This is a genomic window from Streptomyces sp. NBC_00019 (assembly GCF_045041015.1).
GTDB lineage: Bacteria > Actinomycetota > Actinomycetes > Streptomycetales > Streptomycetaceae > Streptomyces.
In genome coordinates this window covers 3193144-3207575 of the sequence record NZ_CP108302.1, presented here as the reverse complement: position 1 = coordinate 3207575, position 14432 = coordinate 3193144, and the positions used below count along the sequence as shown (strand labels likewise).

Annotated in this window: 13 protein-coding genes and 2 pseudogenes; 9 read left to right on the top strand and 6 right to left on the bottom strand. The window is 71.2% G+C overall.

Annotated elements, in window-relative coordinates:
- Positions 1 to 24 precede the first annotated feature (24 nt).
- Entirely contained in the window at positions 25 to 819 is a 795-nt protein-coding gene (locus OHU89_RS15320) for an adenosylcobinamide-GDP ribazoletransferase (protein WP_405643171.1), read from the bottom strand.
- Between the two features lie 60 nt (positions 820 to 879).
- Between OHU89_RS15320 and OHU89_RS15315 the strand changes: the two genes are divergently transcribed.
- Entirely contained in the window at positions 880 to 1629 is a 750-nt protein-coding gene (locus tag OHU89_RS15315) for a hypothetical protein (protein ID WP_405643169.1), read from the top strand.
- A gap of 328 nt (positions 1630 to 1957) precedes the next feature.
- On the opposite strand, the gene OHU89_RS15310 is transcribed toward OHU89_RS15315, so the two are convergent.
- Positions 1958 to 2632 (bottom strand): hypothetical protein, encoded by a 675-nt coding sequence (locus OHU89_RS15310; protein ID WP_405643167.1) that lies wholly within the window; start codon positions 2630 to 2632, stop codon positions 1958 to 1960.
- A 184-nt stretch (positions 2633 to 2816) separates the two neighbouring features.
- On the bottom strand, positions 2817 to 3911 hold the full coding sequence (cobT, locus tag OHU89_RS15305; RefSeq protein ID WP_405643165.1) for a nicotinate-nucleotide--dimethylbenzimidazole phosphoribosyltransferase: 1095 nt from the start codon (positions 3909 to 3911) through the stop codon (positions 2817 to 2819).
- A 137-nt stretch (positions 3912 to 4048) separates the two neighbouring features.
- Between cobT and OHU89_RS15300 the strand changes: the two genes are divergently transcribed.
- Positions 4049 to 4564, top strand: coding sequence for a methyltransferase domain-containing protein (locus OHU89_RS15300; RefSeq protein WP_405643163.1), 516 nt, complete (start codon positions 4049 to 4051; stop codon positions 4562 to 4564).
- On the opposite strand, the gene OHU89_RS15295 is transcribed toward OHU89_RS15300, so the two are convergent.
- Positions 4553 to 5755 carry a bifunctional adenosylcobinamide kinase/adenosylcobinamide-phosphate guanylyltransferase gene (locus OHU89_RS15295; protein ID WP_266893475.1) on the bottom strand — a complete coding sequence of 401 codons (1203 nt, stop codon included), beginning with the start codon at positions 5753 to 5755 and terminating at the stop codon, positions 4553 to 4555. The two genes, OHU89_RS15300 and OHU89_RS15295, sit on opposite strands and share 12 nt — an antisense overlap.
- Before the next feature lie 149 nt (positions 5756 to 5904).
- On the opposite strand from OHU89_RS15295, the gene OHU89_RS15290 reads away from it, so the two are divergent.
- Positions 5905 to 6117 carry a hypothetical protein gene (locus OHU89_RS15290; protein WP_266893477.1) on the top strand — a complete coding sequence of 71 codons (213 nt, stop codon included), beginning with the start codon at positions 5905 to 5907 and terminating at the stop codon, positions 6115 to 6117.
- Between the two features lie 203 nt (positions 6118 to 6320).
- Here OHU89_RS15290 and OHU89_RS15285 read toward each other — a convergent pair whose 3' ends face one another.
- Positions 6321 to 7022 carry a methyltransferase domain-containing protein gene (locus OHU89_RS15285; RefSeq protein ID WP_405643161.1) on the bottom strand — a complete coding sequence of 234 codons (702 nt, stop codon included), beginning with the start codon at positions 7020 to 7022 and terminating at the stop codon, positions 6321 to 6323.
- An 83-nt stretch (positions 7023 to 7105) separates the two neighbouring features.
- Positions 7106 to 7783 carry a DUF3043 domain-containing protein gene (locus OHU89_RS15280; protein ID WP_405643160.1) on the bottom strand — a complete coding sequence of 226 codons (678 nt, stop codon included), beginning with the start codon at positions 7781 to 7783 and terminating at the stop codon, positions 7106 to 7108.
- A 205-nt stretch (positions 7784 to 7988) separates the two neighbouring features.
- On the opposite strand from OHU89_RS15280, the gene OHU89_RS15275 reads away from it, so the two are divergent.
- The 6 genes and pseudogenes from OHU89_RS15275 to OHU89_RS15250 all read left to right on the top strand — a co-directional run.
- On the top strand, positions 7989 to 8783 hold the full coding sequence (locus OHU89_RS15275) for a PspA/IM30 family protein (protein WP_266893481.1): 795 nt from the start codon (positions 7989 to 7991) through the stop codon (positions 8781 to 8783).
- 23 nt (positions 8784 to 8806) lie between these two features.
- Positions 8807 to 9085: a PspA-associated protein PspAA gene (locus OHU89_RS15270; protein WP_266893482.1), complete on the top strand. Its 279-nt coding sequence runs from the start codon at positions 8807 to 8809 to the stop codon at positions 9083 to 9085.
- Between the two features lie 115 nt (positions 9086 to 9200).
- Positions 9201 to 10421 (top strand): sensor histidine kinase, encoded by a 1221-nt coding sequence (locus OHU89_RS15265; RefSeq protein ID WP_405643157.1) that lies wholly within the window; start codon positions 9201 to 9203, stop codon positions 10419 to 10421.
- Positions 10422 to 10494: 73 nt separating this feature from the next.
- A complete protein-coding gene (locus OHU89_RS15260) occupies positions 10495 to 11178 on the top strand; it encodes a response regulator transcription factor (RefSeq protein ID WP_266893484.1) in 684 nt (227 codons plus the stop codon).
- Between the two features lie 241 nt (positions 11179 to 11419).
- Positions 11420 to 12356, top strand: a pseudogene (locus OHU89_RS15255) (efflux RND transporter permease subunit); the annotation flags it as partial.
- A gap of 337 nt (positions 12357 to 12693) precedes the next feature.
- Positions 12694 to 14418, top strand: a pseudogene (locus OHU89_RS15250) (efflux RND transporter permease subunit); the annotation flags it as partial.
- Between the last annotated feature and the right edge of the window lie 14 nt (positions 14419 to 14432).

Below are 14432 nucleotides of genomic sequence, written 5' to 3'. Positions count from 1 at the left end.
GTCCAGCCACGACGTACTCGCCACTCAGCCACCCAGCGAAAGCACCACGAGCGCGGTCGTGGCCGCAGTCTCCGCGAGCCCTCCGAAGACATCCCCGGTCACCCCGCCGAAGCGCCGCGTGCAGTGCCGTAGCAGGAGTTCGGCAACCCCGGCGGCGACGACGACCGCGAGCGCCGTACGGACGATGTCGTACGGCCCGAAGAACGCCCCCGCACCTGCTGCCGCCGACGTCACGGCAACGGCGACGATCGCCGCACCCCGTACCGGGACCACCCCGGCCACGGCCGCTCCCAAGCCCTCGGGCCGTGCCGCCGGTACCCCGCGGCGCGCCGCCAGCGTCAACACCAGCCGGGCCGCGGTGGCCGACACGACCGCGGCCACCGCACCCCGCGCCCACGACTCGCCGTACGCCTGCGCCAACGCCGCCACCTGCGCGAGCAGCACGAAGACGAGGGTGATGACCCCGAACGGCCCGATGTCCGACTGCTTCATGATCCGCAGCGCGTCCTCGGCGGGCTTACCGCTGCCGAGCCCGTCCGCGGTGTCGGCGAGCCCGTCGAGGTGGAGCCCTCGCGTGAGAGCGGCGGGCACGGCGGCGGTGGCGACGGCGGCGAGCAGCGGTCCCGAGCCCAGGGCCAGCAACAGGAGACCCAGGCCGGCGGCCACCACACCCACCACCAACCCCGTCAGCGGAGCGCACAGCATGCCCCCGCGCGCGGCGTCACGGTCCCAGCGGGTCACCCTGACCGGGAGCACGGTCAGGGTGCCGAAGGCGAAGCGGAGGCCGTCGGGCCAGGGGTTCGAAGAGGGCGCAGACACCGGAGGAGGCTATCCGGCGGTCAGGAAGTCGCCACGGCCCGCCCTGGATAAAGTGCACATATGGGACATTGGCTCCAGCGGAACATCATCGAGCCGGGCAAACTGCCGCTGCTCCTCGCCCTCACCTCCTTCGTCGTCACCTTCCTGGTCACCCGGGTCATCACCCGGCTCATCCGCGCGGGCAAGGGTCCCTTCGGGAACGTCAGCTCCGGCGGGGTGCACATCCACCACGTGGTGCCCGGGATCGTCCTGACGGTGGTCGGCGGCTTCGGTGCCGTGGGCAGTGGCCGGCACGGCTTCGGGACGGCCGCGTGTGCGGTGATCTTCGGTGTCGGCGCGGGCCTCGTGCTGGACGAGTTCGCGCTGATCCTGCACCTCGACGACGTCTACTGGACGGAGGAGGGCCGCAAGAGCGTGGAGGTGGTCGTGCTGACCGCCGCCCTGGTGGGACTGGTGCTGTCGGGATTCTCGCCGTTCGGCGTCAACGACCTGAACCAGGACGAGCTCCAGGACCGGGCCAACGTGATCTCGACCGTGGTGGTCAACTTCCTGTTCGCCCTGGCCGTCCTGAGCAAGGGCAAGGCCCGCATGGCGATCTTCAGCGTCATCGTCCCGCTCGTCGGCCTGATCGGCTTCGTCCGCCTGGCCCGCCCAGGCTCACCCTGGGCCCGCCGCTTCTACCGCCGCCGCCCCCGCGCCCGCGCCAAAGCCACCCTCCGCGCCTACCACCACGACCGCCGCTGGGCGGGCCCACGCCGCAGACTCGAGGACCTGATCGGCGGCAAACCCGACCCACAGGCCCTGCCGTGACCTGACGCCCGCGAGCCGACAGCTGACACACCCAGCCACCGACGTGGATACCTGAGGGGCGCCGTCCCACACACCGGCCACCGGCACCGCTGTCTGCCCGGGCCCATCCCGCAGGCTCGCGGACTTGCTCGGGGCAAGCCCGACCGCAGGCCCTGCCGTGACAGGGCGCCCGCGAGGCGACAGCTGACACGCCCCAGCCACCGGCATGGACATCACCAGGGCGCCGTCCCGCGCGCCCGATCACCGACCAGGCCGCCTTGCCCGGCGACGCCCCCGCGCCCAGCTCGCCGACGCGGCCGCCGGTCGGGCGATGCCCGACGTGCGCCCGTCACCGCATCGCCACCCGCTCCGTGCGCCGCCGATGGCGTACCTCCGAGATCCCGCACAGCGCCAGCACCGCCGCGATGGCCGCCAGATGTTCCTTGCCTGCGAGGTTGTCCTTCAGCAGTACCTCGACCACCATCGCCGCGATCACCACGCCCCCGGTGACGTACGCGCGATAGCGCCAGGCCAGGAACACCGCGAGGCCCACCACGGCCGCCGAGGGGCCGGTGTCGACGACCTGGGCGTCCGTGCCCGGGAGGCCGAGCGGGCTGTCGGGGCCCAGCCAGATGCCGAGGCGTGCGTAGAGCGTGCCGGCGAGGGTGGCGGCGTAGACGATGACCAGCGTGCGCCACCAGCCCAGGCAGATCTCCGCGATGCCGAAGACGATCAGGAGCTGCGCCAGCGCGCCCCACACGGGCAGATCCAGCGCGGGTACGAACAACGACAAGGGCGTTCGCAGGAGGGCCGGCCACAGCGGATCCTCCGCCCGTACGGCCCCGACGTTCTGCACGAACTGGTAGCCCCACGACTGGTTCTGCACGAACTGCAGCACCGCCGTCAGACACACCGCGCCGATCGCCATCGGCACCGCCCGCCACCGCCGGCGGACCAGCGGCCCGCGCACCGCGATGTACAGCAGCCCCCATTCACTGCGGGCCCAGCGGACGATCCTCTTCATCGGCGCGTCTCCAGGTACGTACGGTGCGGGCCATGTCCGAAGACCGATCCGAACCGTGCGCAGTTGAGCCACACCTACGTGATCTGGATCTCCCGGGCCTGTTGCACACCTTCCCGGCAGATCGGAGACATCCACGCAAAGGTGTCACATTGACACCCCTGCTGCGCCTGTGCTGTCCTCTGGGCTACTCCTCTTTCTCCGGCTCCTCGGCGGCCGACGGCTCCTCGACGACCTCCGGCTTCTCGGGCAGCTCTGCGGCCAGCGCCGCCGCGGCCTGCACCAGCGGCAGTGCCAGCAGTCCGCCGGCGCCCTCCCCGACCGTCACCCCGTGCTCCAGCAGCGGCTCCAGCGCCATCCGGTCCAGCGCCTTCGCCTGCCCCGGCTCCCCGCTGTTGTGCGCGGCCAGCCACCAGTCCGGCGCCCGGAAGGCGATCCGCTGCCCGACCAGCGCACAGGCGGCGACCACGACCCCGTCGAGCACGACCGGCAGCTTGCGCACCGCACTCTGCAGCAGGAACCCGGTGATCGCCGCGAGATCGGCGCCGCCCACCGTCGCCAGCAGCTGCAGCTGATCCCCGAGCACCGGGCGGGCCCGCCGCAGCGCATCGCGGATCGCCGCGCACTTGCGCATCCAGGCGAGGTCGTCGATGGCCAGCCCGCCGCGCCCGGTCACCACGGACGCGTCGGTCCCGCACAGCGCGGCGACCAGCACACCCGCCGCCGTGGTCCCGCCGACGCTCACATCGCCGAGCACCACCAGATCCGTACCGGAGTCGGCCTCCTCGTCGGCCACCGCGACCCCGGCCCGGAACGCGGCCTCCGCCTCCTCCAGGGTCAGCGCGTCCTCGACGTCGATACGGCCGCTGCCGCGCCGCACCCGATGCCGTACGACCTCGCCGGGCAGCGACTCCGGATCGCAGTCCAGCGACAGGTCGACGACCCGCACCGGCACCCCGAGCCGCCGCGCGAGCACGGACACCGGCCGCCCGCCCTCCAGGACCTCACGCACCAACTCCCCGGCGCTGCCCGCCGGTCGGGCCGAGACACCGAGCTCGGCGATGCCGTGGTCACCGGCGAAGAGAATCACCCGCGGCTGTTCGATCGGCCGTACCGGAACGGCGGACTGTGCCGCCGACAGCCACTCGCCCAGGTCGTCCAGGCGGCCCAGCGACCCGGGCGGCACGATCTGACGTTCCCGGCGCGCCTCGGCGTCGCGGCGCACCCCACCGTCGGGGCGCTCGATCAGATCGGTGAAGTCGTCGAGATTAAGCGAGCTCATTCGCCGAACAGTACCGGCACCGATCGAACAGGACGGCGCCACATGGCCACCACGCGCACCTGACGTCGTTGCTCCCAAGATCGAGATCCCATACGTTCCGTTTTGCAGTGAAATGTCGTATGTCTCAGGGAGCCCCTATGAAACGCCTGCGCACCCGTGTCAGCGACCTCGACCGCAGACGCCGCCACCGCTCGACGGCACGCGCGATCCTGCGGCTCCTCCCCGAACCCGAGAGCTGGCTGGACGTGGGCACCGGCGACGCCCGCTTCCCCCAGGCGGCCAAGGAGCTCTTCCCGTACACCTCCTTCGACGGCATCGACCCGACCGCCCGCGTGGAACGGGCCCGCGAGGCCGACCGGGTGGAGGAGGCGTACGTCGGCAGCCTGACGGACGAGCGGATCGCGACCGGCCTGAGGGCCCGCTACGACGTCGTCACCCTCCTCCGGCCCCCGGACCCCGCCGACGAACTCCGCGCCGCACTCGCGGTCCTGCGCCCCGGCGGCTACCTCCTTCTGGAGGGCGTGGACGCCGCGGAGGAACTCCGCGCGGAACTGGAGTCCCAGGGCTGCACGATCCTCCCGCCGAGGAACCGCCGTCCCCGCCCCTGGACGACGTACCGCGTCATCGCCCACAAGGAGCCCTCAGCCCCGTAGTACGACCGCCTGCCCGGCCACCACCAGCACCACGTGCTCGCACTCACCGGCGAACGCCGCGTTGAGCCGCCCGAGTTCGTCCCGGTAGCGCCGTCCGGAGGCCGTGGCCGGCACGATCCCCGATCCCACCTCGTTCGACACGGCGACGACGGTCCGCCGGGTCGCCCGCACCGCGTCCGTCAGCTCCCGCACCCGCTCCCGCAGCGCCCGCTCCCCGCCGTCGGCCCACTCCGCGTCGTCCCACGCCCCGACGGCGTCCATCGCATCCGTCAGCCACAGCGACAGACAGTCGATCAGCAGCGGAGGCCCGTCGTCGGCGAGCAGCGGCACGAGGTCGCAGGTCTCGGCCGTACGCCAGGACCCGGGCCGCCGCTCGCGGTGCGTGGCCACGCGCGCGGCCCACTCGCCGTCCCCGTTGCGCGTGCCGCCGGTGGCGACGTACAGGACGTCCGGGAACGCCTCCAACCGCCGCTCCGCCTCCACCGACTTCCCGGACCGTGCCCCGCCCAGCACCAGCGTCCGCCGGGGCACGTCCGGTACGTCCTCGTAGACGCCGACGGTCAGCGTCGTCCCGTCGGGCACGGCCCGCGCTCCCGCCGCCGCGAGCCGTCGCCGCAACTCGGCGCCGGGCGGCACGTCATGGTCGAGATGGACGGCGATGACATCGGTGGCCGGCCCCATCGCACCGACCGCGCGCAGCTTGGCGAGCGCGTCCGGCCGCCCCACGACATCGGCGAGGACCATGTCGTAGCTGTCCTTGCCGTTCTCCTCCAGCCCGGCCGGAGCGCCCCCGGGCGGCAGATAGAGCAGCCGCTGCCCGTCAGGGCCGGTCACCGCGTACCCGGTCCCGGGCGAGTCCATCGCCACCGCCCGCACCCGATGCCCCGTCAGCAGCGCCAACTCCCGTCCGTCCGGCACCCGTCCCGGCTGCGGCAGCCCCGCCGGCACCTCCACGGCCGGCCCGTCGTGCGGATGCGACAGCAACACCTGCCGCACCTGCCCCAACGACTGCCCCGCCCGAGCCGCCGCGAACACCGCGCCGGGCGTCAGATCGAGCAGCAACGCCCCGTCGACGAGCAGCGCGGTGGCGGCCCGGGCGTCGGAGCCGAGCGCGGTCGCGCAGACGGCGCAGGGACAGTCGGGTCGGGGAAGGCCTGAGGGGGCGCCGGTGCCGAGGAGAGTCAGTTCCACGGCTAGATTTTCGCCGGTCACCGCTGATCTTGCGCGCGCTGGGTTGCCTTTAGGGGCGCGGGGAACTGCGCGACCAGCCACACACGACCCGCGCCCGACCGACTACCGTATGTTGATCACGGCCTAACCAGCGGAGCGAGGAGGCGTACATGGCGGCATGGACGTGGCGATTCGAGAAGGCCGACGGGACGGAGGTCCAGCCCGCGCTGCAGCCCGAGGAGTTCACCACGCAGGGGGATGCCGAGTCCTGGGTCGGTGAGTACTGGAAGGACCTCGTCGAGGGGGGCGCGGATCAAGTGCACCTGTTCGAGGACAGTACGAAGATCTACGGGCCGATGAGCCTGCACGCCGAAGAGGCGTAGGTCCTCGAAGAAGGGGCGGCCATGGCTGTGGCCGCCCCTTCACCCCGCCCCTACTGCTCGCCCGGCGTCACATCCGCCTTCGAGGAGTCCCCGAAGGTCGCCGCCGCCTCGCTGTTGGGGGTCGTGACCTGGAAGGTCCATGCCCCGAGTCTCTCCACGGGGTGAATGTCCGGCTTGTGCTGCTCACCCGAACGAGCGCACCTTCAGCCCCGCACTCCGCACAGGTGCAGCAGCGCCGCGACCCGACGGTAGGGGTCCGTCCGTCCGGCCCGCTCCTCGGCGGCCAGCAGCGTCTCCACGTCGCCCGGGATCTCCGCCCCGTCCGCCGCAGTGTCCGTGAACACCCGCACCCCGAACCAGGCGTGCAGCGGTGCCCCGATCCCGGCCAGCGTCGCGGTCAGCGTCTCCAGGCGGTCGGCCCGCACGTCGAGCCCGAGCCGGTTGGTGTACGACACGGTGTCGAAGGCCCCGAGCGCACCGGTCCAGTCGCCCGACAGGCCCGGCCGCATCGCCAGCGCGTCCGCGTTCCGCACGAGCAGCGACAGCAGCCCGCCCGGTGCGAGCATCCGCGCCAGCCCCGCCAGCAGGGGATCCGGCTCCTCGACGTACATGAGGACGCCGTGGCACAGCACGACGTCGAAACTGCCCGGCAGGAAGTGGACCCCGGTGTCCCGGCCGTCCCCCTCGATGATCCGCATCCGGTCCCGGATGCCCTCGGGCTCGGCGCACAGGGACTCCCGGGCCACCGCGACCATCGTGGCGTCCTGTTCGAGCCCGGTCACCTGATGCCCGGCCCGGGCCAGACGCAGCGCCTGGGTGCCCTGGCCCATCCCGACGTCGAGCACACGCAGCCGCTGACCCACCGGGAAGCGCCCGGCTATCTGCTCGTCGAGCTGCCGGGCCACCAGCTCCTGTCGTACGACATCCCGCAGCCCGCCCAGCCTGCTCAGCCAGGCATCCGCCGCGCCCCCGGTGAACGGCGTAGTGCTCAGGGCCGCTCTCCGCGCTTGACCTGCGGCTTGGGCAGCCGGAGCCGACGCATCTGGAGGGAACGCATGAGGGCGTAGGCGACCGCGCCCTTCTTGGACTGGTCCGGGAAGCGCTCGGCGAGCCGCTTCTTCAGACGGACGCCCGTGAGGATCGAGTCGAGCACGATGAGAACGATCACGACGAGCCACAGCAGGAGCGCGATGCTCTGCAGCGCGCCCACCTGCACCATGCTCAGCACAAGGATGATCACGGCCATCGGCAGGAAGAACTCCGCCACGTTGAACCGCGAGTCGATGAAGTCGCGGGCGAACTTGCGGACCGGGCCCTTGTCGCGGGCCGGCAGGTACCGCTCGTCGCCCCCGGCCAGCGCCTGGCGCTGCTTCTCCAGCTGCGCACGACGCTCGTCGCGCTGGCGCTTGGAGGCGTCCTTGCGCGTCATCGACGTATTGGCCACGCTGCGACGCTGCGACTGGGCCTCACTCCGCTTGGGAGTGGGGCGGCCCTTCTTCGCCTCGGGGTGGCGGATCTGACTGGAGTCGGTCACCTGCGCCTTGTCGGCGGGGGTGGCCTTCTCGTCCTTGGTGGAACGGCTACGGAACACAAAACCCAAGGGTAAGGGGTGCCCGGGGTTGGACCCCAGCCCGGTGGGGAACGATCCGGCAACACCAGTCGTCATGTAGGGGGACAGAGGGGACGTCCGGTGACCGACTGCTCACCCTGAAGGTCACCTACTCCTTACGCCGGAGCAAGGCCTTGGTCAGTCGTCCTTGGGGAGGAGCGCATCCGTCCCCGAACAGTGCGTCAATGGATGCAGGGCCCGTACTGTGGGTTCTGTCGCAGAGCTGAAGCTGGACTCGGTCAGAAGGGGGCGCGCGAAGCCCATGAGCGGTGTCATGAAGCGTATGGGGATGATCTTCCGCGCGAAGGCGAACAAGGCCCTTGACCGGGCCGAGGACCCGCGCGAAACCCTCGATTACTCGTACCAGAAACAGCTGGAGCTGCTCCAGAAGGTGCGCCGAGGCGTGGCGGACGTCGCCACGTCCCGCAAGCGCCTGGAACTTCAGCTCAACCAGCTGCAGTCGCAGTCGTCCAAGCTGGAGGACCAGGGCCGTAAGGCGCTCGCGCTGGGCCGTGAGGACCTGGCCCGCGAGGCGCTCTCCCGCCGTTCCGCCCTCCAGCAGCAGGTGACGGACCTCGAGACACAGCACTCCACGCTCCAGGGCGAGGAGGAGAAGCTCACCCTGGCGGCCCAGCGGCTCCAGGCCAAGGTCGACGCCTTCCGTACGAAGAAGGAGACGATCAAGGCGACGTACACCGCGGCCCAGGCGCAGACCCGTATCGGCGAGGCATTCTCCGGCATCTCCGAGGAGATGGGCGACGTCGGCATGGCGATCCAGCGTGCCGAGGACAAGACGGCGCAGCTCCAGGCGCGGGCCGGTGCGATCGACGAATTGCTGGCCTCCGGCGCCCTCGACGACCAGTCCGGCATGCACAAGGACGACATCCAGGCCGAGCTGGACCGGCTCTCCGGTGGTACGGATGTAGAGCTGGAACTGCAGCGCATGAAGGCGGAGCTGGCCGGCGGTACGAGCGGTCAGCAGGCCATCGAGGGTGGCCCGAGCCAGTCGCAGTCCCAGCAGCAGCCGCAGGACACCCCACGCTTCGACAAGCAGTAGGGCCCACGCCTTAGGAGGGCGACATGATCGTCAGGATCATGGGGGAGGGGCAGGTGAGACTGGCCGACAGCCACCTCACCGAGCTGAACAAACTGGACGACGAGTTGCTGGCCGAGATGGAGAACGGCGACGGCCCCGGCTTCCGCCGCACCTTCGAGGCCCTGCTCTCCAAGGTCCGCGAGCTGGGCGAGGCGCTGCCGGACGACGCCCTGGAACCCTCGGACCTGATCCTCCCGTCCCCGGACGCCACCCTGGAACAGGTCCGGGAACTGCTCAGCGACGACGGCCTGATCCCGGGCTGACACAGGCCCGGGCGCTCTCCCCGGCAAGGGCACGCCCAACACTCGGCAAGTACACAGGAAACCTACAGCTGGCCCCCGTTCCAAGCCCCGCAGGTCACCCGTACCGTTGGCAGACGTGAGCACCCTCGAGCGCGTCCGGCACCAGCTGAAGGCGCACCCCATGGCGCTGGACGCCGTACTCGCGGTCGGCGTACTCGGCTGCATGGTGGCCGGCTCGTTCGTGGACCCGCACGGACCGGACGGCGTCACCTGGGGCTTCCGCACCCCGGACCTGCTCAGTCTGGTCCTCATCGGCCTCAGCGCCGTGGCCCTCGTCTTCCGTCGCCGCGCCCCGATGACGGTGTTGGCCCTCACCGGCAGCTTCTCGATCGTCGAGTGCGTCACCGGCGACCCCCGCGCCCCCGTCGCCATGTCCGCGGTGATCGCCCTGTTCACCGTCGCCTCCGCCACCGACCGCCCCACCGCCTGGCGGGTCGGCCTGCTCACGATGACCGTCCTCACCGCCGCCGCCATGCTCGGCGGCCCACTCCCGTGGTACGCCCAGGAAAACCTCGGCATCTTCGCCTGGACCGGCATCGGCGCCACCGCCGGCGACGCCGTCCGCAGTCGCCGCGCCTTCGTGCAGGCGATCCGGGACCGCGCCGAGAAGGCGGAACGCACCCGCGAGGAGGAGGCCCGGCGCCGCGTCGCCGAGGAACGCCTGCGGATCGCCCGCGATCTGCACGACGTCGTCGCCCACCACATCGCCCTGGTCAACGTGCAGGCGGGCGTCGCCGCGCACGTCATGGACAAGCGCCCCGACCAGGCCAAGGAGGCCCTGGCCCACGTACGCGAGGCCAGCCGCTCGGCGCTCAACGAACTCCGGGCCACCGTCGGCCTGCTCAGACAGTCCGGCGACCCCGAGGCACCGACCGAGCCCGCCCCCGGCCTGGACCGCCTCGACGAACTCGTCGGCACCTTCCGCAGCGCCGGCCAGCATGTCGAGGTGGCCCGCGCCGACGGCGACACCAAACTCCCCGCCGCCGTCGACCTGGCCGCCTACCGGGTCATCCAGGAAGCCCTCACCAACGTCCAGAAGCACGCCGGGACGGAGGCGAAGGCCGAGGTCAGCGTCGTCCGCGTAGGACCGAACATCGAGATCACCGTCCTCGACAACGGCGCCGGGGAGTACGACGAACCGGCCGACGGCGGTGGCCACGGCCTCCTCGGCATGCGCGAGCGGGTCACCGCCCTGCGCGGCACCCTCACCACCGGTCCCCGCTACGGCGGCGGCTTCCGCGTCCATGCGATCCTGCCGGTCAAGACCCGCAGCCGCGCCGCCGACGACGCCGTATGACCGGCGCGCGGAACTCAGACGCACCCCGCGGAAGTTGTCGTAGCACCGAGCCCCCTGCCGCAGAGGACCCCGAATGACCATCCGCGTCCTGCTCGCCGACGACCAGGCACTGCTGCGCAGCGCCTTCCGCGTGCTCGTCGACTCCGAGCCCGACATGGAGGTCGTCGGCGAGGCGTCCGACGGGGCGGAGGCGGTGCGGCTGGCCAAGGAGGAGCGGGCCGACGTCGTGCTGATGGACATCCGGATGCCCGGCACCGACGGCCTCGCCGCCACCCGCCTGATCAGCGAGGACCCCTCCCTCGCCCAGGTCCGGGTGGTCATCCTGACGACCTTCGAGGTCGACGACTACGTCGTGCAGTCGCTGCGGGCCGGCGCCTCCGGCTTCCTCGGCAAGGGCAGCGAACCCGACGAGCTGCTCAGCGCCATCCGGATCGCGGCGGGCGGCGAGGCCCTGCTCTCCCCGGCCGCCACCAAGGGCCTGATCGCCCGCTTCCTCGCCCAGGGCGACGCGGCGGACGACGCCAACGACCCCGCCCGCGCCGCCCGCCTCGACGCGCTCACCGTCCGCGAGCGCGAGGTCCTCGTCCAGGTCGCCGGCGGACACTCCAACGACGAGATCGCCGAGCGCCTCGAAGTCAGCCCGCTCACCGTGAAGACGCACGTCAACCGGGCCATGGCCAAGCTGGGCGCGCGGGACCGGGCGCAGCTCGTGGTGATCGCGTACGAGTCCGGGCTGGTACGTCCGAGGGTGGAGTGACCCCAATTGCCCGTACTGTGCAGCCAATTGAGGTAAGCTGCGTTGCACCGGGCTGGTTCCAACCCGGCTGGTGTTGATCGCGTCAGACTCGGTCGTTCGTTGAGCGGTTGAGCAGCGAGAGCCAGGAATCCCCGGTCCCGGCCGGGGAGGGTTCAAAGAATTGAGAGCCCTGACTCGCGCAGCGAGCTAGGGCAGAAGTAGGTACCGGGGGTCGCGATCGCCTGCCGTGTGATCGCGGCGCCCCCACCTCTCGCAGCAGCTGCTGCCCTCCATCGAACTGCCGATGGTGTCCGTGCTCGCCCCCTACCAGGGCGCCTCGCCGGATGTCGTCGAGAAGCAGGTCGTCGAGCCCATCGAGGACAGCCTCGAAGCGGTGGACGGCATCGAGGGAGTCACCTCCACGGCCAGTGAGGGCAACGCCGTCATCATGGCGTCCTTCGACTACGGCAGCGGCACCAAGCAGCTCGTCGCCGACGTCCAGCAGGCCGTCAACCGGGCCCGTGCCCAGCTGCCGGACGACGTCGACCCGCAGGTCGTCGCCGGCTCCACGGACGACATGCCGACCGTCGTCCTCGCCGTCACCTCCGGCAAGGACCAGCAGGCCCTGGCCGACCAGCTCGACCGGACCGTCGTGCCGGACCTGAAGTCCATCGACGGCGTCGGCCAGGTCACCGTCGACGGCGTCCGCGACCTCCAGGTCACCGTCACCCCGGACGACACGAAGCTCACGAAGGCGGGCCTCAGCTCGGCCGCCCTCGCCCAGGCCCTCCAGGCGGGCGGCGCGACCGTCCCGGCCGGCTCCTTCGACGAGGACGGCGCCAACCGCACCGTCCAGGTCGGCGGCGGCTTCACCTCGGTCGGGCAGATCCAGGACCTGATGGTCACCGGCCAGACCGGAAAGAAGCCCGTCCGCCTCGGTGACGTGGCTACGGTCGAGCAGGAGCAGGCCGCGGCCGACTCCCTCACCCGCACCGACGGCAGGCCCAGCCTCGCGGTCATGGTGACGATGGACCAGGACGGCAGCGCGGTCTCCATCTCCGACGCGGTCGAGGACAAGCTCGCCGACATGCGCAAGGATCTCGGCTCGGACGCGACGGTCACCGTCGTCAGCGACCAGGGCCCCGCGGTCGCGAAGGCCATCGACGGCCTGACCACCGAGGGCGCGCTCGGCCTGCGCCTGCCGCTGGTGAACATCAGGCTCGATGCTCTCGAGGTTGATGTTCACCAGTGGCAGGGCGGGTGAGCTGTTCGGCTCCTTCAGCGTCTCTGATCAGCTGACTGCTCCTGCGGGGCACGCAGGACCGTGACGCAAGAAACCGCGCCGTGGGCCGATCGTCATCGTGCCCTGGTGCCGATGGTCAAGCCGTCGGCCCGCGTGACACGTCCCTCCGGACGCTGGCCGGTCAGGCATGTGCGCCCTGACCGGGGAGGGTGCTCGACGTCGCCTGGGCGCCGAGCGTGCACGTCACACTCTGCCACAGCGTGACTACGGTTGGCTAATCTGACTGGTGGGCCACCGTCACGGCCGCCCTGCTGGCATCGCTGCTCGTGTCCCTGACGGTCGTCCCGGTCCTGTCGTACTGGTTCCTGCGCGCCCCCAAGGGCACCCCGGCCGACGCCGAGGAAGCCCGCCGCCTGGCGGAGGAGAAGGAGGCGAAGAGCAGGCTCCAGCGCCTCTACGTCCCCGTCCTGCGGTTCGCGACCCGCCGGCGCCTGACCAGCGTGCTGATCGCCGTGGTGATCCTCATCGGCACGTTCGGCATGTCCGGACTGCTGAAGACCAACTTCTTCGACCAGGGCGAGCAGGAAGTCCTCACCGTCAAGCAGGAGTTGAAGCCCGGCACCAGCCTGGCGGCCACCGACGAGCAGGCCAAGAAGGTCGAGGGGCTGCTCGCCGGCACCAAGGGCGTCAAGGACTACCAGGTCACCATCGGCTCGTCCGGCTTCATGGCGGCCTTCGGCGGCGGCACGGACACCAACCAGGCCTCGTACCAGGTGATGCTGGACGACTCGTCCTCGTACGAGGACGTGCAGGACCGCATCGAAGCGGGCCTGAAGAAGCTCGACGGCATCGGTACGACGACCATCGCGGCCGGCGACGGCTTCGGCAGCCAGGACCTCAGCGTGGTCGTGAAGGCGGCCGACGCGGACGTCCTGCGCGAGGCGTCGGAGGAGGTCCGCAAGACGGTCGCGGGCCTGGACGACGTCACCGACGTGACGAGCGACCTGGCGCAGAGCGTGCCGCGCATCTCGGTGAAGGCCAACGACAAGGCCGCCGCTGCGGGCTTCAACGACCAGACCCTCGGCGCGGCCGTCGCCGAGGCGGTCAAGGGCACCACGGCCGCCAAGGCGATCCTGGACGACACCGAGCGCGACGTCGTCATCAAGTCGGCCAAGCCGGCGCAGACCCTGGACGAGCTGAAGAACCTGAAGCTCGGCCCGGTGAAGCTGGGTGACATCGCCACGGTGAAGCTGGCGGACGGCCCGGTCTCGATGACGAGGATCGACGGACAGCGCGCGGCGACCGTCACCGCCAAGCCGACGGGCGACAACACGGGCGCCGTGAGCCAGGACCTCACGTCCAAGCTCGACGCCCTGAAGCTCCCGGAAGGCGCCACGGCCTCGATCGGCGGCGTCACCTCGGACCAGGACAGCGCGTTCAAGAACCTGGGCCTGGCGATGCTCGCGGCGATCGCGATCGTCTTCATGCTGCTGGTGGCGACGTTCCGTTCGCTGGCCCAGCCGCTGATCCTGCTGGTCTCCATCCCGTTCGCAGCGACGGGCGCCATCGGCCTCCTCATCATCACGGACACCCCGATGGGCGTCCCCGCGATGATCGGCATGCTGATGCTCATCGGCATCGTGGTGACGAACGCGATCGTGCTGATCGACCTCATCAACCAGTACCGCAAGCAGGGGTACCCGACGGTGGACGCCGTCATCGAGGGCGGCCGCCACCGGCTCCGCCCGATCCTGATGACGGCCCTGGCGACGATCTTCGCCCTGCTCCCGATGGCCCTCGGGGTCACCGGCGAGGGCGGCTTCATCGCCCAGCCGCTGGCGGTGGTCGTGATCGGCGGTCTGATCACGTCGACGCTGCTGACCCTCCTCCTGGTCCCGACGCTCTACACGATGCTGGAGCTCCGCAAGGAGCGCCGCGCGAAGAAGCGGGCGGCCAAGAAGGCGAAGAAGGCTCAGAAGACGGAGGCACCGGCCCAGCCGGAACCCGCGGGCGTGTGACGGCCGCGACGGCC

What these genes read in the sequence shown, in the direction of transcription:
- OHU89_RS15280 (WP_405643160.1), bottom strand. Translation starts at nt 7,783, where the DNA reads ATGACGACTGGTGTTGCCGGATCGTTCCCCACCGGGCTGGGGTCCAAC.
- OHU89_RS15315 (WP_405643169.1), top strand. Translation starts at nt 880, where the DNA reads ATGGGACATTGGCTCCAGCGGAACATCATCGAGCCGGGCAAACTGCCG.
- OHU89_RS15290 (WP_266893477.1), top strand. Translation starts at nt 5,905, where the DNA reads ATGGCGGCATGGACGTGGCGATTCGAGAAGGCCGACGGGACGGAGGTC.
- cobT (WP_405643165.1), bottom strand. Translation starts at nt 3,911, where the DNA reads ATGAGCTCGCTTAATCTCGACGACTTCACCGATCTGATCGAGCGCCCC.
- OHU89_RS15275 (WP_266893481.1), top strand. Translation starts at nt 7,989, where the DNA reads ATGAGCGGTGTCATGAAGCGTATGGGGATGATCTTCCGCGCGAAGGCG.
- OHU89_RS15300 (WP_405643163.1), top strand. Translation starts at nt 4,049, where the DNA reads ATGAAACGCCTGCGCACCCGTGTCAGCGACCTCGACCGCAGACGCCGC.
- OHU89_RS15260 (WP_266893484.1), top strand. Translation starts at nt 10,495, where the DNA reads ATGACCATCCGCGTCCTGCTCGCCGACGACCAGGCACTGCTGCGCAGC.
- OHU89_RS15270 (WP_266893482.1), top strand. Translation starts at nt 8,807, where the DNA reads ATGATCGTCAGGATCATGGGGGAGGGGCAGGTGAGACTGGCCGACAGC.
- OHU89_RS15310 (WP_405643167.1), bottom strand. Translation starts at nt 2,632, where the DNA reads ATGAAGAGGATCGTCCGCTGGGCCCGCAGTGAATGGGGGCTGCTGTAC.